Here is a 21,196-nt window from a genome sequence, read left to right as displayed (position 1 = left end):
ACCGGGCCGTTGGGGCCCGGGTCCGGGTCGAAGAGAGGACGTCACATGCCCGCCGTCAACCGCCTTCCCTCCGGTCGCCGGGCCGTCGCGCTCGGTGCCCTCGCCCTGGCCGGCGCACTGCTGGCCGCCGCGCCCGCCGCCCAGGCGACTCCGGCCGCCCCGAGCCCCGGCCCGGCCACGGCCGGCTCGCCGACCGCCCTGCCGACGCCCACCGGTGACGGGGCCAAGAACATCTGCAAGCGTCTGCCCAGCACCGAGGGCCATCTCACCAACGCGCTGAACCGGCTCAACGGAGACGCCACCGTGGCGGGCTCGGTCGCCCGGCTGGAGCAGCGCGCCGCGAACGCCAAGGCCGCCGGCCACACCGAGGTCGAGACCTACCTCAACGGCCGGCTGACCGCTCGCAAGGCCCTGGTCGGCACCCTGAAGTCGCGGCAGAACGACCTCAAGTCCGTGGCGACCTGGTGCGCCGCCCACGGCCGGGGCACCGGCAAGTGACCCGCCGCCCCGCCGGAGCGGTGCTCGCGGCCGTCCTCATGGCCGGGGCGGCGCTGCTCACCGGCTGCGGCCCCGGCGCCGACCACGGGCCCGCCGCACCCGGGCAGGCCGCATCCGGGCAGGCCGCACCCGGCGCGGCCGACGGCGCACAGCCCGGGGACCTCCAGCAGATGCTGGACGCCGCCGAGAGCGCCGCCGCCGAGGCCGACGCCGACACGGCGTCCGAGAACGGCTGACCCGGTCGGCGCGAGGTACTTCGGTGAGGCGCTGCGGCGGGGAACGGCGGGGGGTGTGCAGCGGGGGTGTGCCGGACCGGTCGTGGGGGCCGGCCCGGCACACCCCGCTGCCCCTGCGGCTCTGCTGCCCTTGCGGCCCTACTGCCGGACGGCGTCGGGATCAGGGCCCGCGCCGGTCCCGCCACCACGGCGGCCGGGCGGGCGGCTCCGCCGGCCCCGACAGCCGGGCCGACAGCTCCCGGTGGCCCCGCTGCTCCAGCAACCGCGCGAGTGCGGCCCCCTCGTCCGGAGCCCGGGAGGCGACCGTCGCGATCGCCTCCCGGAGCGCCGTTGCGTGGCCGCTCAGGTCCAGGTACTGGAGGAAGTCGGCGACGTGCTCCGGAGGCCGGTAGCGGCAGACGTTCACCGCCATCGCATGGCTGAACTCCGGGGGCAGCCCGGCATCGACCAGGCTCGCCACCGCCCGGGCGACCTCCGCGCCGGTCCTGCCCGGGGAGGAGAGCGCGTCGGCGAGTGTCCAAGCGCTCCCCGGCCGGCCGATCCGCAGCAGGCTCCCGATCACCTTGGCCACCGAACCGCCCTCCAGCACCCGACCGGCCAGCAGCTCCGCCACCTCCTTCGACCCGCCGGCGGAGTCCCGGTCCGTCGGTCCGTCGACCGGCGGCGAGGCCTCCAGCAGCTCGGCGGCCCGGTCGGCGGGTTCGTCGGCGAGCAGGTGGTCGACGATCCGCTGCGCCTCCGGCAGCCGCCCGTCCGCCCGCAGCATCCGGAGGATCAGGGCGAGTTCCGCCGCGGGCCGGACGGCCGCGAGGATCCGCCACAGCTCGGCCCGCCGCTCCGCCGGCCCGGTCCGGGGCGCCGGACCGGAGTGCGGCCCCGCGCCGGGCCCCGCCGGTGGTGGCGGCAGCGGCAGGTCCGCCAGCGCGGCCAGCAGGCCGACCACGTCCGCGGGCTCCCGGAACAGGACCGCCGCCGTCAGGGCCGCCCTGGCCGGTTCGCCCCGAACGGCGCGTTCGACGAGTTCCCCGACCGGGCCGTCCGCCCCGGCGGCCATCAGCACGCCCGCACGGTCGAGTCCGTGGACCGTCCGGCGCAGCTGCCGGTACCAGGCCACGACCGGTGCGTCCGTCGGTGCCTCGTCGACCAGGGCGGCCGCGTACCGGAACCAGCGGCGCTCGTTCAGCATGACCCAGAGGGCGGAGCTGTCGACCGTCCGCGCGTGCGCGCGGAGCACGGGCAGCCCGAACTGCTCGGCGCCGTTGCGGTGCAGCTGGTCGAGGACGCCCAGGGCCAGCGGGGCCGACAGCTCCAGGGCCAACGCCGACAGCTCCAGGGCCAGCGCGTCCATCGCGCGGCCGCGTACCTCCTCGCCCCGCGCGTCCATCGCCGTCAACAGCCGGCCGATCTCCTCGGCCGACCCGGTCCAGCGAGCGGCCCGCAGCACGGCACCGGCGAGTACTCCCTGCCGTCCGGCCAGCAGCTCCACCAGCAGTTCCGCGAACCGGTCCGGCGCTGTCGCCCGCGCCATGTGCTCCACGAACCGCTGGATCGCCTGCCCCTTCCTCGGCCGCTCCAGCGGGAAATTGCCCAGCACCTCGGCGACCTCCCGGACGGGCCGCCCGGCCGCCGCCCGGCACAGCACCTCGAACGCGTCGTCGTCCCGGAGCGCTTCCAGCAGACCGGCGACGACCGGGGGCGGCTGGGAGCGGCCCAGCCGGTCCAGCAGCAGACCGGCCTCCCGCCCGCCGCCGGTCCGCGCCAGCTCCGCCAGAAGCGCGCGCAACTCCGCGCCCCGGAGGGGTGGTTCGCCCAGGAACGCGTCCAGCAGGTAGGACGTTCCCGGTTCGGAGCCGCTCGCCCGGGCCGCGGCGAACAGCGCGGCGGCGTGCACCCGGAGGGCCTCGACCAGCCGCGCACCGGGCGGCCGGGCCCCGGAGTGCCGGTGGCGCAGGGCCTCGATCACGGCACCGGTCCGCTCCACCGGCCCGGCGGCGAGAACGGTGCCGAGCAGCTCGACGGGATCGACCGCCGCCCGGACGCCCGGCCCCGAGCCGTCGAGGGCGGCGACCAGTTCGGCGACGGGCGGGACGGCTGCCGGATCCGCCGCCCCGGACCCCTCGTGATCGGCCGGAGCAGGCCCGCTCAGGGCGGACCCGAGCCGGTCGCGCAGCAGCCGTTCCCCGGCCTGCCCGTTCCGGGCCCGCAGTTCGGCCCCCAGACCGGCCAGCTCGGCGTCGCCGCACCCGGCGACGACGGCCCGCGCCAGCGGCTCCCCCAGCGATGCGAACCGCTCCTCGCCGCAGGCGTCGAGCAGTTCGGCGAGCCGGCCCGGCTCCCGGCGCAGCGCGAGGATCCGGCCCAGGAGCAGATCGCGCTCCGGCAACGACGCCCGCGCCAGTACGGTCAGCAGCTCCGCCGTCGACCGGTCACGGACCACGGTGTCCCGGAGCCGGGTCGCGACGGCAGGCAGGCGCCGCTGCTCCAGCGCCCCGAGCAGCGGCCCCACCTCCTCCGCCGGGTACCGCGGGCCCAGCACCGACACGGCGGCCGCGACCGGGTCGCGGTCCGGCCGCCCCACGGTCGGGAGTTCCCGGACCCGGACCAGGATGTGCGCCACCCGCTCCGGCGGCGCCGCGCACAGCTCCGTCAGGAAGAGTTCGAGCAGGTTGTCCGGTCCGTGGCCGCAGAGCAGGACGGCCAGTTCCCCCGCCTCCTTCGGCACCATGAGGCCGGCCGCGAGTCGTACGACGGTGAGGGCGTCCTCGTCAGGGCGGACGCTCGCGTGGACGTCGCCGTCCGACAGGCCGCGCAGCAACCGGTGCAGGTCCCGGGGCTCCTGCCGGGCGCACTCCTCGTGGAAGACGTCGAGGTACCGCGACATACCGGCCTCGCGGAGCAGCCGCGGCAGGCTCCTCACGTCACGGTGCTGGGCCACCAGGGTCCGGACGACGGCCGTCGCGTCCCGCTCCAGGCCGCCCCGCCCCCGGGTGACCCGCAGCCAGTCGGCGACCGCCTCCACCGACCACTCCGCCACCGCCGCCAGCGCCGTCGTCCTGGCCTCGACCGCCCCCGCCCGGGAGAGCGCCACGAGGAGGCCGTCCACCGACCGGGACCCGAGCCGGGCCACCGCCGCCCGCACCAACCGCCGGACCTCCGTCGGCAGTTCCTCGGCGTCCAGCGCCGCCAGCAGCGGCGGCAGGTCCTCCACCGGCCGCGGCTCGTCGGACACCCGGGCCGCCGCGGCGGCGAGTCCGGCCCGGTGCAGCTCCACGACGCACACCGCCCAGGCGTCCGCGGGCAGCGCCGCCAGCGCGCGGAGCAGCGTCGACCGCAGCGCGTCGACCGTCTCCTCCGGCAGTCCGGCGTGACCGTCCGGTGCGGCGAGTGCGGCCAGCCCGGTGAGTCCGGCCAGCCCGGTGAGCACAGGCGGCAGTTCGGGCGCCGGGCGGACGGCCGCAGACTCCAGGAGCCGGTGCGCGGTCACGTCCCGACCGCCCGCGCAGAGCGCCGCGACCAGCGCCAGCAGCGGGACGACGGGGCGGCGGCGGGCCGCCGCGTCCCACATCGCGGTGACCGCCAGGGGATCCAACCGGTCGGCGAGGTCGAGCAGTTCCGCCGTCGGCCCGAGCACGGCGTACTCCGCCAGAGGCTCGGTCCGCCCGTAAGCCTGCCACTGGAGGACGGCGCGGCCCAGGAGTTGCTGGAGGTCGGCGGCGTCCGACGACTGCTCCGGCGTCCGCGATCCGTCGTCGCCCGGTACGGGAGCGGGCGCCAGCAGCGGGCCCGCGACGACGAACTCCTCCTGGTCGGCATCGGTGAGGACACGGACCTGCTGCGCGGCGCCCGGCTTGCGGTGCCCGGTGTGGAGTGCCTCGATCCGGCGCTGGACGGCGTCGCCCAACTGCTCCAGGGTCAGTGGACCGTCGTGCGCGAGCAGCACCTCCTGGACCGCGCGCGAGAACAGGCTGAAGGAGTCGCTCCCCGCGGCGACGAAGTGCGCGTACCCGCCGGGCGAGCAGGCGTACAGGTGGGCGATCCGCCGGGCCTTGACGGTCATCGCCCGCCCGGTCGCCCAGCCGACCGTGCCGCCGCCCATGGTGTCGCCCCCGACGCCCTCCCGGCAGGCGTCGACGAGGAACAGCACCTGGGCGGCGCGGGTGTTCTCGACCTCGCTGCGCCAGTCGATGGCGACGCAGCCCGACCAGAGCGGCTTCCGGTAGCGGTGCAGGTCCTCCGGTATCAGGTAGTCCACACCCTGGGCGTGCAGGCCGTGTCCGCTCAGGCAGATCAGCAGCGTCTCGCCCCGGCGGGCCTCCTCCAGGAACCGGGAGACCTCGCCGTTCACGAAGTTCCAGCTGATCGGTTCGCCCGCCCCGGGCCGCTCGACCCGGAAGTCGCGCGCCCGCAGGGCCGCGTCAAGACGTTCGAGGTCCCGGGGGACGAAGGGCAGTGGGGTGAACCCCACCTGTCCGTAGTCGCTGGCACCGATCAGAAGTGCGGCGAACCCGCCCATCCGGTACCGCTAGTTGCCGAAGACGAAGGTGATCCCACGGGTGCCCTGGACCTGGGAGCTGCCGACCAGCTGGACCCCGCCGGAGGCCGAGACCTGGAAGCTCAGCTGGACCTCCTTGAGCGGCAACGGGCCGCCGCGGTCGGCGATCTGCTCGAACAGCGTCTGGAGCGCGTCCACCGTCTCCGTGAGGTTCGAGCGCAGCGCCCCGAGCGGCACCCGGCGCAGCACGGCCTCGCGGTCGCGCCGGAAGACGCCCATCGTGCCGCTGTCCTCCTCCTCGTCCTCGGTCACCCAGAACTCCAGGGAATCCAAGGACTCCACCTCGTCCGCCACTTCTCCCCCACCCCGCGCGATCCACGCCCCCGGCGACTCCGGTGTGATCCACCGCAGGGCGAGAATAGCCGCCAGGGGCCGGTGATTGAAGTCGATCCCCCGATTGGTCACCGCTGTTGACGGCGAGTCGGAGGAGGACTGCCGTGACACCTGCGGCGAACGTGAGTTCCACCGTCGGCCGACCTCGGCCGACGGCGGGGGCCGCCCTCCCTCGGGCCCTGGCGCTTCCGGTACGCGGCACTGGACTTCCTCGTTGACCACGACGGGGTGTGGTCCTTCGTGGACCTCGACCCCAACGGTCAGTTCGGCTTTCTCCCGGGCCTCCGCGACCCGATCGCCACGGCTCTTGCGAACCTACTGCTCGAAGGAGTTCCCCGTTGAACCTGTCCCGACCAGTTCGTCGACGCTGCCGACCCTGATGGCGTTGATGCTCGAAGCCCTGGACGTGGCCGACGGCGACAAGGTGCTCGAAGTCGCCACCGGCACCGGGTACAACGCCGCCCTGCTGAGCCACCGAGTGGGCGACGAGAACGTGACCACGATCGAGGTCGACCCGGACCTCGCCCGCTCCGCCGAACAGCGGCTCGACCGGGCCGGCTACCGTCCCACGGTGCTTGCCGGGGACGGGCGCGGCGGTCACCCCGACGGGGGCCCGTACGACCGGTTGATCGCCACCTGCGGCTTCACCGGCGTCCCGCCCGCCTGGCTGGAGCAGATGACTCCCGGGGGCATCATCGTCTGCCCGGTCGGCGGCGGTGTCGCCCGCCTCGTGGTCCGGAAGGACGGCACGGCGACCGGGGCGTTCCTGCCGGATGCGGCCTTCTTCATGCCCGTGCGCGGAATCGGGGACAACGGGACGGTACCTGTTCCGCCACCGCTGCCGGACAGCTCCAGCTCCCGTCCGTGCTCCGTGGAGCCTTCGGACTTCCTGGACGGCGGAATCCGCTTCCTGCTGACGCTGGCCGTGCCCCGGGCGATGATTCGTCTCACGTACGACGACACCGGGGGACGTCACCACCGTGCACCTCTGGCAGCCGGACGGGGCCTGGGCGGAGTTGCGGCACGGCATTGCCCGACAGGCCGGTCCCCGGAGGATTCTGGACACGGTGGAGAACGCGATCATCGCCCACAGGGCCACCGGGTGCCCACCGCGCGAACGCTACCGGCTCAGGGTCGGTGCGGGACGGCAGTGGGCCTCGGTGGCGGACACCGACGGTCCCGGGTGGGAGTTGGGCTGACCCCACGGCAGACCGGCTACGGGCGGGCGGCCAGCCAGCCGGCCAGTTCGGCCGGGCGGTTGGTGATGATGCCGTCCACTCCCGCCGCGTCCAGGGCCTTCCAGCGGGCGGGCGCGTCGACCGTCCAGACGTTGACCGCGACGCCCGCCGCGTGCAGGGCGGCCACCACGTCGGGGCGGGCGGCGAGGGCGGCGTCGGCGGGGTTGTAGGCGGACAGGCCGAGGTCGCCCGCGACGGCCACCGGGTCGGCGTCCAGCGAGCCGCGCAGCAGGCCGAGGGGCAGTTCGGGCGCCAGCTCGCGGGTGTACCGGAGGGCGTCGGTCTCGAAGCTCTGGACGAAGACCCGGCCGGCCATGCCGTGGTCGCGGACGTCCTTGACGATCCGGGCCACCTCGTCCCGGGTGTGCGGGCCCTTGATCTCCAGCAGCAGGCTGCCCCCGCGGGCGCGCAGGTCGTCGAGCTGGGCGGCCAGGGTCGGCACGCGGGCGCCCGCCGTGGCCGGGCCGAACCAGGAGCCGGCGTCCAGCGCGCCCAGCTGGGCGGCCGTCAGGTCGCGGACGCGGCCGGTGCCGTTGGTGGTGCGGTCCACGGTGTCGTCGTGCAGGACATGGGGGACGCCGTCCTTGCTGGGCTGGACGTCGTTCTCGATCCAGTCCGCGCCCGCGCGCCGGGCGACCTCGTCGGACAGCAGGGTGTTCTCGGGGGCGGCGGAGGAGGCACCGCGGTGGGCGAGGACGGTGAGCGGCGCGCCGGGCTGCCGGAGGAAGGCGCCGGGGGCGAGCGCGGTGACCTTGAGGTCGTCGAAGGAGACCTGGGCGCCGTTGACCAGCAGGGCCTGGCCGCCGTCCGCGCTCCGGGCGACCTGGGTGGTCCGCATGACCTCGCGGCCGTCGAAGATCCAGCGGGCCGCGCCGCCGTGCACCTCGACGGTGAGCCTGACGTCCCGGCCGGTGGCCGCCGCGGCGGGCGCGACGGCGGTGTCGGTGACGTTCCAGGCGTCGGCGGGGGTGCGCCGGGCGAACTCCAGGCCGTTGGCGGCAGTGGTGCCGGAGCGCACGGTGGCGATCGACCACGGGGTGGCGCCGTTCGCCGGGACGTCCAGGCCGAGGGCGGTCCAGCGGGCGGCGTCGACGACGCTCTCGAAGCGGGCGGTCACTTCGAGACGGAAGTCGGTGAGGTGGCGGCCGAAGGTGATCCGGGTCTGCTGGTTCCAGTCGGCGGAGGTGCCGACCAGACGGCCGTTCGCGATCCGCCACGCCCCCTCGACGGCCGTCCAGCCGGTGGGCAGGGCGGGGCCGTCGAAGTGCTCGTCGACCACGACCTCGCCGGGCGCGGCGGCGGGGGCGGCTCCGGGAACGGCGGCCGGGGCGGGACCGGCCGCGGCGGAGGCGGCGTGCGGGGCCGTCAGCGCGACGGTGCCGAGGCCCAGCGCGGCGGCGAGCAGCGCGGCGAGCGGGGCGGTACGGGCGGTGCGGGCTGTGCGGGCTGTGCGGGCTGTGCCACCGGAACGGACGGTGCGGGCGCTTCGTCCGGGTCGCGGCGCGGACGGGCCGGAGGAGTGACGGCTGATCATGCGCGGCACGCTAGGGGATCACGGCCCGGAGCGGAAGCCACGCCGTACGAACGGCCGGTCCGACGGCCGGGCCGGGGCGGCCCGGTGTCACCCCGTCGGCGGGACCGGACGGCCGGGCGCGAGGTGCCGGGCGAGGGTGGCCAGGGCCTCGGTGACGGCCCGCAGGGCGGCCGGGTCCGGGGCGGCGCCGTCGGGTCCGGCGAGGGCGGCCGCGAGGGCGTCGTCGACGGTGGCGGTCCGGACCTCGGCGACCCGGGCCGAGGGTTCGGCGGCGGGCCGGACGAGCCGTCGGCGGCGGTCGGCGGGGTCCGGCGCGGTCTCGACGGAGCCGGCCTCCACCAGCCGCGCGACGGCGGTGGAGACCTGACTCTGCGGCAGGCCGGTGCGGGTGGCGATCTCGCCGACGGTCGTCCCCGGGCTGGCGACGATCTCGCCCAGGGTGACCAGGACCGAGCGGACCGAGCCGCGCGAGCCGGTGGCCGGTTCGGGCATGGCCTGCTCGCCGACCTTCATCAGCGTGCGGCCCAGGAGGAACAGCTCGACTCCGTTCATGGCCGCCAGGCTACATCGACCTACATCGACGTCGATACATTGAAGAAGATGCATCAATTTAGATACATCTCTATTGATGCATCTTTCTCGATGCTCTACTGTCGGTCGGGCCGAGCTGACACCGGCACCACCACCGAAGGGACACCCACCGCCATGGCCGCCACCACCGCTTCCGCCACCACCGCGTCCGCCGCCACCACCTCCGCCACCGAGGGCACCCTCGCCGCCCCCGGCGCGACCCTCCACTACCGGCTCGCGGGCAGCGGCCCCGTCCTGCTGCTGGCCCAGAGCGGCGAGGGCGACGCCGACCGCACCGTCGACCTCGTCCCGCACCTCACGGACGCCTTCACCGTCGTCACCTACGACCGCCGCGGCCTCTCCCGCAGCACGCTCGACGACCCCGCCCGGCAGGTCACCATGGCCGACCACGCCGACGACGTCGCCCTGCTGCTCGCCGAGGCCGCCCGGATCACGGGCCCGGACACAACCGGCGGGGCGGCCCCCGAACCGGCCCTGATGGCCGGATTCAGCATGGGCGCCGCGATCGGCCTCCAGATGCTGGTCCGTCACCCGGGCGTTCTCGGCACCCTGATCGCGCACGAGCCCGTGATGCCGAACCTGCTGCCCCCGGCGGACCGCCGCGAGCATGTCGCGGAGCTCCGGACCATCCAGGAGGCGCACGCCACCGGGGGCGCGGCGGCGGCCTTCCCCGCGATCGCCCGCCACCTGGGCATCGACCCCCGGCACGACAGCACCGAGGAGGGCCTCACCCCGCAGCCGATGACGCCCCGCCGGGTGGCCAACTTCGACTTCTTCATCGGCACCGAGTTCACCGCCGTCACCACCGACGGGCTCGGCCCGGCCGAGGTGGCCGCCGCCGCGGCACGCTCCGGCACCCGCGTCCTCCCCGCCACCGGCCGCACCACCCGCCCGGACGTGCACACCTACCGCTGCGCGCTGGCCCTCGCCGGACTGCTCGGCACCGAACCGGTCGCCTTCCCCGGCGGGCACAACGGGAACACCGCCTTCCCCCGTGCCACCGCGCGGACCCTCAAGGCCCTGCTCGGCGGGTGACCGCGACGGTTCGGCGGGTGACCGCCACCGCTCGGCCAGTGGCCGCGACCGCCCAGCAGGCGCCCGGGCCGGCGCGTCAAAGGGCCGCGTCAAGGGACCGCGTCAACATCACACCCGCTGCCCTTCACACCTGCGGTCAGGCTTCACCCGGGTGCCAGGCCGGCCATTCCCAGGGCCGGTCGGCCCAGTGGACGCGGTCCGGATCGCGCGGGTCGAGGTCGGGGAAGACTTGGTGGAGCCGCGGTTCGAACTCCTCCGGGGCGAGCGGCTCCCAGCCGTGGCCCTCGAACCGGACCAGCCGGTACCGGCTGTCGGTACGGAACTCGGCGACCTCGACCAGGGGCTTCGCCGGACCTGACGTGCTCTTCGTTTCCATGCCCCCAGCATGTGGCGGGCCTCCCGACGGCGCACCCGGGCTGCGGCAGGCAGCGTACGACGGCGGCCCGGATCCGGCCGGGGCGCCCACCGGAACCCTCGTCCGGGTCATGTCCCGCCGTCGGCGGGCTCGTTGAGCACAGCGAGCGGGGCCCGCGACGGCCGCCGCGCGGAGCGGCCCGACCTGCCCCACCGGCCCGACCGGCACACCCCGGCCGATCCGGCAGGCCCGGCCCGTCCGGCAGGCCGCGCGCGGACGGGCGGCGGTGGACGACGGCAGGAGGACGAGGACATGAGCGGGCAGGCGGCAGACGGCAGTACCCCGGCCAACGGCGGACCGAGGACCGGCCCCGTCGCGGCGGCGGACCCGGCGGCAGGCGCGGCCCCGGCGGGGGCGACTGCAGGCACGGGCGCCGCGCAGTGGCAGTGGCCGACCCCGGCCTGGCAGCCTCCGCCGGTGCCGGTCCCGCCCCCGGTGCCCGTCCCGACCCCGCCCTGGGAGGCGATGGCGGAGGCCGCCGCGGCGGACCGGCGCCGGCGCCGCCGAGCGTGGGCGGCGAGCGCCGCGGGGATCGTCGCCGGGATGGCGGCGGTGCTGGCGATGTGCGGGCCCGGGTCGGGCGAGGAGTCGTCCGGGATCGTTGCCTTCCCCGGCCCCTCGACGACACCGCCGCTCGCGCCGCCCCCGGCCGTGTCGCCGACCACCGGCCTGCTGCCGGTCCCGGCGCCCTCCCCGCTGCCGTCGCCGACGAGCAACGAGGGCCCGCCGCCCGCACCGGCACCCGGTGGGCCGGACACGGGCCCGGTGGTCGCGGGCGGTCCCCCGGCCGGGCCCACGCCCGGCACCGACGGCGGCGACCTCGCGGGAAGCCCCCGGCCGAAGCCGAGCCGTTCGCCACGCCCGGCGCCCACCCGGGCGACCCGCGCCCCCGGCAGCCCGCCCGCGCCGGCGCCCACCCCCGCACCCGCGGCGGGTGCCGCCGCCCCCGCCACCACGCACTCCCCCACCACCGCGGTGCCGCCCACCGCGGCGGCACCCGGGGCGGGCGGCGGCACGATCTGCGACCAGGCCGAGCACTTCGGCCGCTGGCCCGCCGGCTCCGAGCAGGCCCGCCTCTGCCGGGGCATCTACGGCTGAGCCCGGACCGGGCCGCCCGAGGGTGGACGCTCCCGTCGGCGGCGAGGCCGGTTCGACCGCCGAGGCGCGCACCCGGCCGCCCGGGCCACGCGAGGACGAAGGCCGCCAGAGGCAGGCCGGGCGTCGGGAGACGGTGTCGGCCCGGCTGTCAGGAGACGGTGCCGGGGCCCAGGGTCCGTCTTCGAAGGTCAGATCCAGAGCAGGATCGAGGCGATGGTGACGGCGGCCTGGCAGGACTCTCGGGCCCCGGATGTGTCCTCCAGCACGGCTTCGAGGCGGGTGCAGTCGTTGGTGTTGCCGCCCGTGAGGGCGAAGCCGAGCGGGCGGCCGTGTCCGTCGCAGGCCAGGTGGAGCTTGGTGCTCAGTCCTCCTCGGTCCGGCCGAGGGCGTGATCACCCGTTCCGAGAGGGTCGTTTGTGAGAGACGCGTAACGTCGCTGCGGGAACTACCAACTCCTCCACGCACCTTGGATGCGATGCGGTGGGCCTGCTCGCCTACTTGTGGCCCCGGAGGAAGGCCGGGATGTCGGCTCGGGTCGGGTAGTCGGGCAGCGGTGCGGGCTCGTCCTGGAGGAACGCGGTGATGGCGGCGGCTGCTCGTTGGTCGTTGTCACCCAGGCCGTTCCACATGTGGTGGCCGACGCCGGGCATGTACTGGGTGCGCTGGATGGCGGGGTTGTCCGCGAGGATAGTTGTCTGCCACTGCCGGACCTGGGAGGAGCACTCGGCGATCATCAGCATCGCGGGTGTCCGGGAGTTCCTGAGCTGCGGGGCGATCGAGGAGGAGTCTTTGATCGTTTGCTGGATGCGGAGGCTGGCGGCGGCGCTGAAGGAGAAGTTCTCCGCAGTGTCCTCGACCGGGATGCGGTGCGCGTCCCCCGCGCAGTAGGCGGACGCGGTGTCGCTGCCGAGATCGGCAGCGGTGAAGGCATTGTCGCCCTCCGCCTGCCCTACCAGCCCGTTGTCCGGGCTGAGCAGTCCGAGCCGCATGAGGCCGAACGCGACCGCGTACCGCGGGACGTGTGTGGAGCGCGGTCCGGTCACGGCCGGCGCGATGTCGCGGGCCGATGGCCGACCCTTCTGCTCGGTCGTCCGGGCGGTGGGGCCGTCCATCGGGCCCGGCTCGGCGATGACCGCTCGGCGCAGCTGGTCGGCGATGACCGGGTCGGCCAGCGCGCGGGTGAGCACGACCGCGCCTGAGGAGAATCCCAGTACGTCGGCGCGGCCCTTGCCGAGTCTGCCGACGAAGGCGCCGAGGTCGTGGACGGACCGGGTGATCGAGTACTGGCCCATGGGCAGCAGGTCACTGCGCCCACCGCCGGCCTGTTCGTAGGCGTACACGTCGTAGCCCTGTCCCGCGAGCCGCTGCAGGAAGCGGTGGTCGAGCATGGAGATGCCGCGCACCGGGCCGCCGTTGAGGTAGACGAGCGGGACGCCCTGCCGGGGGGTGTCGCCGGTGGGCGGGTAGTGGTAGACCGCGACCCGGCTGCCGGTGGACAGGCGCCAGTGCTCGGCGGTCACGAACGACAGGGCGGGCGGGTAGTGGCGCGTCGTGGGGACGGTGGGGACGCACACCGACAGCGTCAGGGCCGCTGCGACGAGCACCAGCAGGAAGGGCACCAGCCGTCCCCGCCAAGAGCGGCGGCGGCCCCGCCACAGCGCTGCCAAAGCCGCGATGCCGACAGTCGCGGACCATGCGACGAATCCCGAGCCCGCGCCGTCGGTGGCGACGACCAGCGTCAGGAAGAAGGCGACGAGCCCCACCACTGCGGCGGTGGCCGCCAGCAGGCGGCCGACAAGGCGCAAGGGGCGTATGACGGACGGTGACACGATCAGCTCTCCAGTGTTTTAGAACGTTGTTTTGAAACGATGTTATCAGCATGGGTAGACTGCTTCCCATGGGAAGGCCGAGAACGAATGACGCCGCCGTCAGAGAACGGCTTGTCGCCTGCGCGACCGAGATGTTCGCCACCCGCCCGCTGGAGTCGGTCACAGTCCGCGCGCTGGCCACCGCCGCCGGAACGTCGACGGCGGCGGTGTACACCTTGTTCCAGGGCAAGGACGGACTGGTCCGCGAGGTGCGCGAGCAGGCGGTCGCCGGCCTGTTCCAGGACCTGGCGGCCGCTCCCGGCTCGGAGGCCGCCCTGGAGGATCTGTACGCGTTGGCCGTGGCGTACCGCCGGTGGGGGCGCGAACATCGCCACCTGTATGCGGTGTTGTTCGGTGGCGCACAGTCCTTCGTACCGTCGACTCGGGTCGGCGACCGAGACCCGGTGCGACCGCTTGTCGCGGCGATCGACCGTGCCGTGGCGGACCGGATTCTCGCGGGCGACACCACACTGATCGCCGTCTCGCTGTGGGTCGCCCTGCACGGGCTCGTGACCCTCGAACTGGCCGGCGGCCTCGACGGCACCGCAGCCGAGACCGCGTTCCGGTCAACGATTGATGCCGTACTACGCGGCTGGGCAACCCCCGCCGCCTTCCCTGGCCTTCGACGCCCGGACCCGGCGCCGTGAAGCGGTTGCTCCGCAACCACACGAACACGACCGGCGGAGCGGCGACCGAGGAAGTTGATGTGGTCGTCCGGGAGCGGGGAGAGCCGGGTGGCCGGGCCTGGAGACTTCAGGCCGATGCCGCTCAGCTACTTGCCGCTGAACTTGAATTGGTCATGTTAGGACTGTCACGCCTGACGGGCCGCTCCAGCTGCCTTCGCTGCTCGGCAGGGTGATCTTGAGAACCACCGGCCCGGTAGCCTTCGGCCATGAGTGATCGATCGGCCTCCGCCTGGAACGGCCACAGCCCGGCCAGTGGAACCAGTGGGTACGCCGAGATGGCGGACGTCCTGGCTGTCCAGTACGAGGAAGTCACCTTCGACGAAGTCCACTGCGACGTACTGCCGCTGGTTCCCGCCGAGCCCGGGCGCATCCTCGATGTGGGCGCAGGGACCGGGCGCGATGCCGCCGCGTTGGCAGCCCGTGGACACAGAGTCGTGGCTGTCGAGCCGACTGCGGAGCTACGGGAGCACGGACAACGCATCCATGCGGACAGCAGGATTGACTGGGTCGACGATGTTCTTCCGGACTTGACGCTGAGGCAGCACACAGGTCGGTTCGACGCGGTCTTCGCCACTGCGGTGTGGATGCATCTGGACGCCGAGGAACGTCAGGGCGCGATGGCCAGGATCGCCGCGTTGCTGGTGCCTGGCGGCCGGTTCTTCGTCAATCTGCGCCACGGTCCTGTGCCCGATGGCCGCCACATGTTCGACGTGTCCCTTGCCGAAACATCCGAGCTGGGTACTGCGTATGGCCTGCAGACGGTCCACCGCAGCGAGCGTCCCGATCTTCACGGCCGCGACAGCGTCCGGTGGAGCTGTCTCGTATTTCAGGCGACGGACGCCGACGACCCACTCAACTGAACGCGAACCATCGAGCTGTCCGCCCGCCAGGACGCGCGCGCCGAGATCCCCGGGGCGAATCGGGTCCGCTGCCACCGGCCGCACCTCCCACTCGCCCCATTTCGCCGTGCCCATGCTTGCCATGGCCTGCACCCGATCCGGCGCAGGGCCGTCGCCGCCGATCAGGCCGCCCGTGACACCCGGCTCCCGAGCAACGACGTGGTGATCAAGAGGTCACCGCCCCGCTACGACGGGGGCGGCTGGTTCCGCACGGGCTCGACGGAGGCCGGATCGAAGAGGATGTGCCGCGCGGGCGCGGACTCGTCCGCGGAGGCCCGGACCGTCACCGTCCACCGCGCGCCCGGATCCGCCGGCCGGTGCCAGGCGACGAGGCGGGCGAGGTGCCACCTGTTGGCGTGTGTGGACGAGAAGTCGCAGCTCCAGGCCTTGGACCGGTCCCAGCCGGTGCTGCCGATGATGCCCGGGGTGCCCGAACGCCGCAGCCACGGCTACGTCCGCTCGGGCACCACCGCACTCTTCGCCGCCCTCGACACGGCGACCGGCAAGGTCATCGGCTCACTCGCTCCGTCCAAGCCCTCGAACGCGACGTCCGCACCTGGCTCGCCGACTGGAACGACAACCCCAGGCCGTTCGTCTGGACCAGGACCGCCGACGAAATCCTCGACAGAGCGGCCGCCTACTGCCGGCGAATCTCCGACTCAGGGCACTAGTGTCCTGAGTCGGGAATTCGCTTCAAATATCCGGCGAGGCGTTGGAGGATCTCGTCTGCGGTCTTGGTCCACACGTAGGGCTTCGGTTCGGTGTTCCAGGTCGCAATCCAGTCTCGGATGTCGGCTTCGAGAGCCTGGACGGACTTGTGGACGCCTCGCCGTATCTGCTTGTTCGTCAGCTCGGCGAACCAGCGCTCGACCAGGTTCAGCCAGGAGGAGCCGGTCGGGGTGAAGTGCAGGTGGAAGCGGGGGTGGGACACCAGCCAGGTCTTGACCGCCGGTGTCTTGTGGGTGGCGTAGTTGTCCAGCACCAGATGCACGTCCAGGCCCTCGGGAACCTCCTTGTCGAGCCGGAGCAGGAACTTCTTGAACTCCTCGGCACGGTGGCGGCGGTGCAGCGAGCCGATGACCTTGCCGGTGGCGACCTCGAGTGCGGCGAACAGGGTCGTGGTGCCGTGGCGGACGTAGTCGGCCGTCATCCGCTGCGGCACGCCCGGCATCATCGGCAGCACCGGCTGGGAGCGGTCGAGTGCCTGGATCCGGGACTTCTCGTCCACGCAGAACACCAGGGCCCGCTCGGGCGGGTCGAGGTACAGGCCGACCACGTCGTGGACCTTGTCCACGAAGTACGGGTCGGTCGACAGCTTGAACGTCTCGGCGCGGTGCGGTTGCAGTCCGAACGCGCGCCACACCCGTGACACGGTGGACTGCGACAGGCCGGTCTCCCTGGCCATCGACCTGGTCGACCAGTGCGTTGCGTCCTTCGGCGTGCGCTCCAGGGTCCTGGTGACCAGCTCGGCCACCTGCTCGTCGGTCACCGTGCGGGGACCGCCCGGCCTGGGCATGTCGCCCAGGCCGGCGATCCGGTGCTCGACGAACCGGGCGCGCCACCGACCGACCGCGTGCGGGGTCGATCGCACGCGCTCCGCGACGTCCTTGTTCGAGGCGCCGCCTGCGCACTCCAGGATGATCCGACACCGCAGAGCCCAGGCCTGTGGCGTCGACCGGCGACGCACCCACCCCTCCAGGGCAGCCCGCTCATCGTCCGACAACACCAACTCGGCCTTCGGCCGACCCGTCCGCGCCATGGACCCAGTCTATATTTATGAATGAAACTCAAGACTCAAGACACTAGGGGTTGTCTGACAATTCGCGTCGCATCAGCGCGCGGCTCCCCCAGTCGTCGGCCGGGAGGTGCCCCCACTGCGCGCCCGGCTGGACGTGCCGCCGGAGCGTCCTCGTACTGGATGTACTTGGACGATTCGGCGGTGCGTCCAGGTGGGGGCACCTCCCGGCCGAAGGCTGGGGGAGGATGCCCGGCGTCGCGCGCGCGGCGGGAATTGTCAGACAACCCCTAGCAGGGCGTGGTCGAGGCGCGGGGCGAGGACCCGCGCCAGGGTGTCGGTGATGTGGCCGGTGTCGCGGTAGAGGATCACGCCCTCCAGGACGGCCGGGCAGTCCGGGCCGGTGCCGGGGCAGAGCACCGGGCCGAGGTCCAGGGCCCGGACCCGGTAGCGCTCGGCGAGGCCGCCGTCGAGCAGCGGGTCGCGCTCGAAGGCCGTCCCGCGCGGGAAGAAGCAGGCGTCCGACCGGCCGTCGGAGCCGGCCAGGCAGGTCGGGATGTCCTTGCCGGGCATCGGGGTGTCGCCCAGGTAGGCGAGTGGCGCTCCGAGGGCGGTGAGGCGGTCGAGGGTGCGGGTCCAGCCCTCGGTGCGCTCGTCCTGGCCGCCGTATCGGTTGAGGCCCGCCATCAGCACCAGCCGGGGCTTGGGGCCGGAGGTGAGCCGGGTGAAGGTGTTCTCCCGCCAGCGGTCGCACTCCTCGAAGGTGCGGCCGAGCACGTTGTTGCGCACCGTCAGGGTGGCCAGCGGGCAGCCCGGCTTGACCAGCACCTCCAGCGCCCACTGCCGCTGCTCGGCCATCGCCAGGGCGGCGGAGATCCACTGACCGGCGTGCGAGTCGCCGATGAGCACGATCCGGTCGGGGCTGGACTCGGTGCCGAACACGCAGCGCGGGCTGGTCTCGGCACCGAGCGGTATCTCGCAGCCCTTGCCGGGCGGGAAGTCCTCGCGGGCCCGGGCGAGCGAGGGGGTGAGCGTGAGCACCCGGGTGCCGGGCGCGAGGAGGCCGGGGCCGTCCACCGCCCCGGCCGGGGCGACGGCCGCGCGGTCGGGGTCGCCGAGCGCGCGGACCGTGCCGCCGCCCAGGGTGAGACCGGCGATCAGCGGGATGACCAGGGCGCTGGCGCCGACGGCGAGGCCCCGGCGCGGGGCCGGGCTGCTGCCGTACCGCAGCGGCTGTTCGACCAGCCGCAGGGTGAGCCAGGCCGGGACGGCGGCGGCCGCCGTCAGGGCGACCAGCGTGGTCCAGGGCAGCACGCCCCAGCGGGCCTGGGCGATGGTCAGCACCGGCCAGTGCCATAGGTACCAGGCGTAGGAGAGGCGCCCGGCGGCCCGCAGCGGGCGGGTGGCGAGCAGTCGGCCGGCGTCACCGGCGGCGAGCGCGCGATGCGCCGGGCCGGCCAGCAGGACGGCGGCGGTGCCGAGTACGGGCAGCAGGGCGGCCGCACCGGGGAAGGGCGTGTCGCGGTCGTACCGGAGGACGGCGGTGAGGAGCGCGGCGGCGCCGGCCCAGCCGAGGACGCGCAGCAGCCCGCCGCCGAGGCGGGCGCCGGTCCCGCCGCGGGCGAGCCGGGTGGTCAGCGCCGGCGCGGCGAGGGCGACGCAGCCGCCGACGGCGAACTCCCAGAGGCGGCTCGCGGTGGAGAAGTAGCCGAGCGGCGCGGAGCCGGCCGTCCAGCGGACGCAGAGCAGCAGCGAGACGCCGCCGACCGCGAGGGTCGTCAGGGTGGCGGCGGTGACGGTGCGCCGACGGTGTCCGGCCGACAGCCGGGCGACACCGAGCAGCAGGACGCCCCAGAGCAGGTAGAACTGGTTCTCCACCCCGAGCGACCAGAAGTGCTGGAGCGGGCTGGGGTCGTGTTCGGCGGCCAGGTAGTCGGTCTGCTGGCCGACGAAGCGCCAGTTGGAGAACTGTCCGGCGGCGGCGATCAGGTCCCGGGCGAGGTCGGTGCCGCGCAGCGGGTCGAGCAGGGCGCCGCCGGCCAGCGCCGTGGCGACCAGGACGACGGCGGCGGCGGGCAGGATGCGGCGGGCGCGGCGGGCGGCGAAGTCCCACAGGCCGAGGGGGCGGGCGAGCAGGAGTCCGGTGATCAGGAAGCCGGAGACGACGAAGAAGACGTCGACGCCGACGTAGCCGCCGGTGAGGCCGGGGACGGCCGCGTGGAAGGCGAGCACGGCGAGCACGGCGACGCCGCGCAGGCCCTCGATGTCGGGGCGGAAGGCGGCGCGCGGCCGCGGTTCGGCGGTGGCGGGGTCTGCGGTGGGCGAGGAGGAGAGGACGTCGGTCGGGACGAGGGCGCGCGACGGCTCGGCGCCTGGTGGTACGGCCGTGGGCACGGCGAAGCTCCTTGCAGGGGCTGGCAGCGGTGGTCGGGGGCCGGCGGGCCGATGGGGCGGCCGGCCGGCAGTCCGCGCCGGTGGGGCGACGCGCAAGGAAGGGAAAAGCAGAAGGGAGAAGCGGAACGATCCAGGTGAGAAGCAGTAGTGACGCGGCGTCAGAACATCAGCGGATCGGCCCAGCCGGACGCCAGCAGGCCGCAGAGCAGCAGCACCGCGGTGACGGCGACGGCTTCGGCGGACCCGAAGCGCAGGTCGGACGGACGGTCGGACGAACGGCCGGACGGACGGTCGGGCCCCCGGTCGGATCGCCGGTCGGCCGGTCGGGCGAGGTCCGCGATGGTGGCGCCGTTGCCACCACGGAGCAGCGGCCACAGGGCGCCGATCAGCGGAACGACCGTGTAGGTGGTGAGCGCGAGCAGTCCGGCGAGTGCCCAGAAGGGCTGCCAGCCATAGAGGTTGACGGCACGGACGAGTCCGGCCGCGCCCGCGACGACCACGAGGCCGAGCCAGCCGACGCCGATCCGGGCGACGGTGCGGGCCAGCGCGGTGCCGCCGGAGACGGCGCCGGTGGGCACCCAGTCGGCGCTGCGGCGGCGCAGCGCGTGCGCGATGGCCACCACATGGCAGAGCCCGCCCAGGAGTTGGACCCGGGTGACCTCGAAGCGCCAGTGCGTGCGGGACATCGCGGGGAGCAGCACGAGCGCGACCCAGATCGGCGGCAGGAACGGCAGGACCTGCCAGGGGGCGATCTCGTCGGGGCGGAAGAACAGCATGATCAGGGCCGGCAGCGGCACGGCGAAGACGTTCACCGCACTGGTGAGGTAGCCGAGGATGCCGTTCCAGAAGCAGAGCCGGGCCGAGCGGGGAAGCGGGCCGCGCCGGAAGTCGGCATCCCCGACCAGGGCCAGCGAGCCGAGGCACCAGCGGTACTGCTGGCTGATGAAGGCGGGCAGGCCGGTGGGCGACATGCCCTTGGCGAGCAGGGCGGGCACGTACCGGGTGGTCCACCCGGCCCGGGCGAGCGAGAGGCCGGTGTAGAGGTCCTCGCTGTGGTCGATCTCGGCGAAGCCGCCGACGCGTTCGAGTGCGGCGCGCCGGTAGAGCGCGTTGGTGCCGCAGCAGACGGTGCCGTCCTGGGCGTCCCGGGAGGGCTGGATCCAGCGGTAGAAGATCTCCTGGGTGGCGCCGGCCGCGCGTTCGAGCCAGGACATCCCGGGGTCGGTGTCGAAGCACTGCGGGCTCTGCACGATGCCGATGTCCGGATCGTCGAGGTACGGCACCAGGTGGTGCAGGAAGTCCGGGCGCGGGCAGAAGTCCGCGTCGAGGACGGCGATGATGTCGCCGGTGCCCTCGACCAGGCCGTGGTTGAGGTTGCCGGCCTTCTTGAAGCGGCCCCGGTCGGGGCGGCTGCGGTACTCGAAGCCGTAGGACTCGGCGAGTTCGCGCACCTCGGGCCGGGCGGCGTCGTCGAGGACCAGGACGGTCAGCTCGCCGGGCCAGCGGACGGCGGCGGTGTGCCGGTAGGCGTTGTCCAGGACGGTGAGGGGTTCACCGGCGGTGGGCAGCAGGAGGTCGACGCCCGGGTGCCGGACGGGGCGCCAGGCCCGGACCAGCAGGTCGTGCGAGTCGCGGGTGAAGCGGCGGGAGCGCTGTCCGTCGACGACGGAGAGCAGCCAGGTCGCGGCGTTGAGCACGGTGAGGGCGAGGAACGGCCAGAGCAGTGGGCGGCTGAGCGCGAACAGGCCGAGCGTCGCGGTGGCACCGGCGTAGGAGAGGGTGGCGCAGAGCAGCACCCAGCGGCGCTGCGGGCCGAAGTACCAGTAGAGTTCCTCGTCGTCGGGCGGGCTCGGCAGGCGCGACAGGTCGCCGTCGGAGCGAGCGTCGGCGCGGGCGTCGGGACGCGTGCCGGGAGGCCCCCCGGGACGGTCGGCGAGGCGGCTGCCGTGACGGCTGTCGGGCTCGCCGTCGGGTATTCGGCGCCCGGGGCGGTGCGGCTCCCGGTCGGGCGCGGACACGGCGTTGCCGTGGTGTACGGGCATGCGGAATGGCCCCCTGAGCTGGGACGGAACGTGGCCTTTCGC

Annotated in this window: 15 protein-coding genes and 3 pseudogenes; 8 read left to right on the top strand and 10 right to left on the bottom strand. The window is 74.3% G+C overall.

What is annotated here, in order from left to right; all coding sequences use genetic code 11:
• Window positions 1-45 precede the first annotated feature (45 nt).
• Window positions 46-498 carry a hypothetical protein gene (locus tag SM793_RS25010; protein WP_320440539.1) on the top strand — a complete coding sequence of 151 codons (453 nt, stop codon included), beginning with the start codon at window positions 46-48 and terminating at the stop codon, window positions 496-498.
• Window positions 495-734, top strand: a complete 240-nt coding sequence (locus SM793_RS25005) for a hypothetical protein (protein ID WP_320440538.1) — start codon at window positions 495-497, stop codon at window positions 732-734. The genes SM793_RS25010 and SM793_RS25005 overlap by 4 nt, the downstream gene beginning before the upstream one ends.
• A 160-nt stretch (window positions 735-894) precedes the next feature.
• On the opposite strand, the gene SM793_RS25000 is transcribed toward SM793_RS25005, so the two are convergent.
• Both SM793_RS25000 and SM793_RS24995 read right to left on the bottom strand, forming a co-directional pair.
• Window positions 895-5,247, bottom strand: coding sequence for a caspase family protein (locus SM793_RS25000; RefSeq protein ID WP_320440537.1), 4,353 nt, complete (start codon window positions 5,245-5,247; stop codon window positions 895-897).
• 9 nt (window positions 5,248-5,256) lie between these two features.
• Window positions 5,257-5,580: a hypothetical protein gene (locus SM793_RS24995; protein WP_320440536.1), complete on the bottom strand. Its 324-nt coding sequence runs from the start codon at window positions 5,578-5,580 to the stop codon at window positions 5,257-5,259.
• Between the two features lie 85 nt (window positions 5,581-5,665).
• On the opposite strand from SM793_RS24995, the pseudogene SM793_RS36495 reads away from it, so the two are divergent.
• Window positions 5,666-6,325, top strand: a pseudogene (locus SM793_RS36495) (methyltransferase domain-containing protein); the annotation flags it as partial.
• Between the two features lie 509 nt (window positions 6,326-6,834).
• Here the strand turns inward: SM793_RS36495 and SM793_RS24990 are convergent.
• On the bottom strand, window positions 6,835-8,391 hold the full coding sequence (locus SM793_RS24990) for a glycerophosphodiester phosphodiesterase (RefSeq protein WP_320440535.1): 1,557 nt from the start codon (window positions 8,389-8,391) through the stop codon (window positions 6,835-6,837).
• Window positions 8,392-8,478: 87 nt separating this feature from the next.
• Window positions 8,479-8,943, bottom strand: coding sequence for a helix-turn-helix domain-containing protein (locus SM793_RS24985; protein WP_320440534.1), 465 nt, complete (start codon window positions 8,941-8,943; stop codon window positions 8,479-8,481).
• Between the two features lie 153 nt (window positions 8,944-9,096).
• Here SM793_RS24985 and SM793_RS24980 point away from each other — a divergent pair, with 153 nt between their 5' ends.
• Window positions 9,097-10,017 (top strand): alpha/beta hydrolase, encoded by a 921-nt coding sequence (locus SM793_RS24980; protein WP_320440533.1) that lies wholly within the window; start codon window positions 9,097-9,099, stop codon window positions 10,015-10,017.
• Between the two features lie 136 nt (window positions 10,018-10,153).
• Here the strand turns inward: SM793_RS24980 and SM793_RS24975 are convergent, their stop codons facing one another.
• Entirely contained in the window at window positions 10,154-10,393 is a 240-nt protein-coding gene (locus tag SM793_RS24975; protein WP_320440532.1) for a hypothetical protein, read from the bottom strand.
• 291 nt (window positions 10,394-10,684) lie between these two features.
• Here SM793_RS24975 and SM793_RS24970 point away from each other — a divergent pair, with 291 nt between their 5' ends.
• Window positions 10,685-11,530: a hypothetical protein gene (locus SM793_RS24970; protein WP_320440531.1), complete on the top strand. Its 846-nt coding sequence runs from the start codon at window positions 10,685-10,687 to the stop codon at window positions 11,528-11,530.
• A 260-nt stretch (window positions 11,531-11,790) separates the two neighbouring features.
• On the opposite strand, the pseudogene SM793_RS24965 reads toward SM793_RS24970, so the two are convergent.
• Both SM793_RS24965 and SM793_RS24960 read right to left on the bottom strand, forming a co-directional pair.
• Window positions 11,791-11,904: pseudogene (locus SM793_RS24965) on the bottom strand (transposase); the annotation flags it as partial.
• Between the two features lie 120 nt (window positions 11,905-12,024).
• On the bottom strand, window positions 12,025-13,335 hold the full coding sequence (locus tag SM793_RS24960) for an alpha/beta hydrolase (RefSeq protein ID WP_320440530.1): 1,311 nt from the start codon (window positions 13,333-13,335) through the stop codon (window positions 12,025-12,027).
• A 92-nt stretch (window positions 13,336-13,427) separates the two neighbouring features.
• Between SM793_RS24960 and SM793_RS24955 the strand changes: the two genes are divergently transcribed.
• From SM793_RS24955 to SM793_RS24945, 3 genes and pseudogenes are all read left to right on the top strand, one after another.
• Window positions 13,428-14,045: a TetR-like C-terminal domain-containing protein gene (locus SM793_RS24955; RefSeq protein WP_320440529.1), complete on the top strand. Its 618-nt coding sequence runs from the start codon at window positions 13,428-13,430 to the stop codon at window positions 14,043-14,045.
• Window positions 14,046-14,290: 245 nt separating this feature from the next.
• The gene (locus SM793_RS24950) at window positions 14,291-14,944 is read left to right on the top strand and encodes a class I SAM-dependent methyltransferase (RefSeq protein WP_320440528.1); all 654 of its coding nucleotides are present in this window, start codon (window positions 14,291-14,293) and stop codon (window positions 14,942-14,944) included.
• Between the two features lie 387 nt (window positions 14,945-15,331).
• A pseudogene (locus SM793_RS24945) lies at window positions 15,332-15,654 on the top strand (IS630 family transposase); the annotation flags it as partial.
• Here SM793_RS24945 and SM793_RS24940 read toward each other — a convergent pair.
• From SM793_RS24940 to SM793_RS24930, 3 genes are all read right to left on the bottom strand, one after another.
• Window positions 15,651-16,742, bottom strand: a complete 1,092-nt coding sequence (locus SM793_RS24940) for an IS630 family transposase (protein ID WP_320440527.1) — start codon at window positions 16,740-16,742, stop codon at window positions 15,651-15,653. The pseudogene SM793_RS24945 and the gene SM793_RS24940 sit on opposite strands and share 4 nt — an antisense overlap.
• A 255-nt stretch (window positions 16,743-16,997) precedes the next feature.
• Window positions 16,998-19,112 (bottom strand): acyltransferase family protein, encoded by a 2,115-nt coding sequence (locus tag SM793_RS24935; RefSeq protein WP_320440526.1) that lies wholly within the window; start codon window positions 19,110-19,112, stop codon window positions 16,998-17,000.
• A 158-nt stretch (window positions 19,113-19,270) separates the two neighbouring features.
• Window positions 19,271-21,154, bottom strand: a complete 1,884-nt coding sequence (locus SM793_RS24930) for a cellulose synthase catalytic subunit (protein ID WP_320440525.1) — start codon at window positions 21,152-21,154, stop codon at window positions 19,271-19,273.
• Between the last annotated feature and the right edge of the window lie 42 nt (window positions 21,155-21,196).

Source organism: Kitasatospora purpeofusca (genome assembly GCF_034043715.1).
Taxonomy (GTDB): domain Bacteria; phylum Actinomycetota; class Actinomycetes; order Streptomycetales; family Streptomycetaceae; genus Kitasatospora; species Kitasatospora purpeofusca_A.
This window is presented reverse-complemented; position numbering and strand designations above follow the sequence as displayed.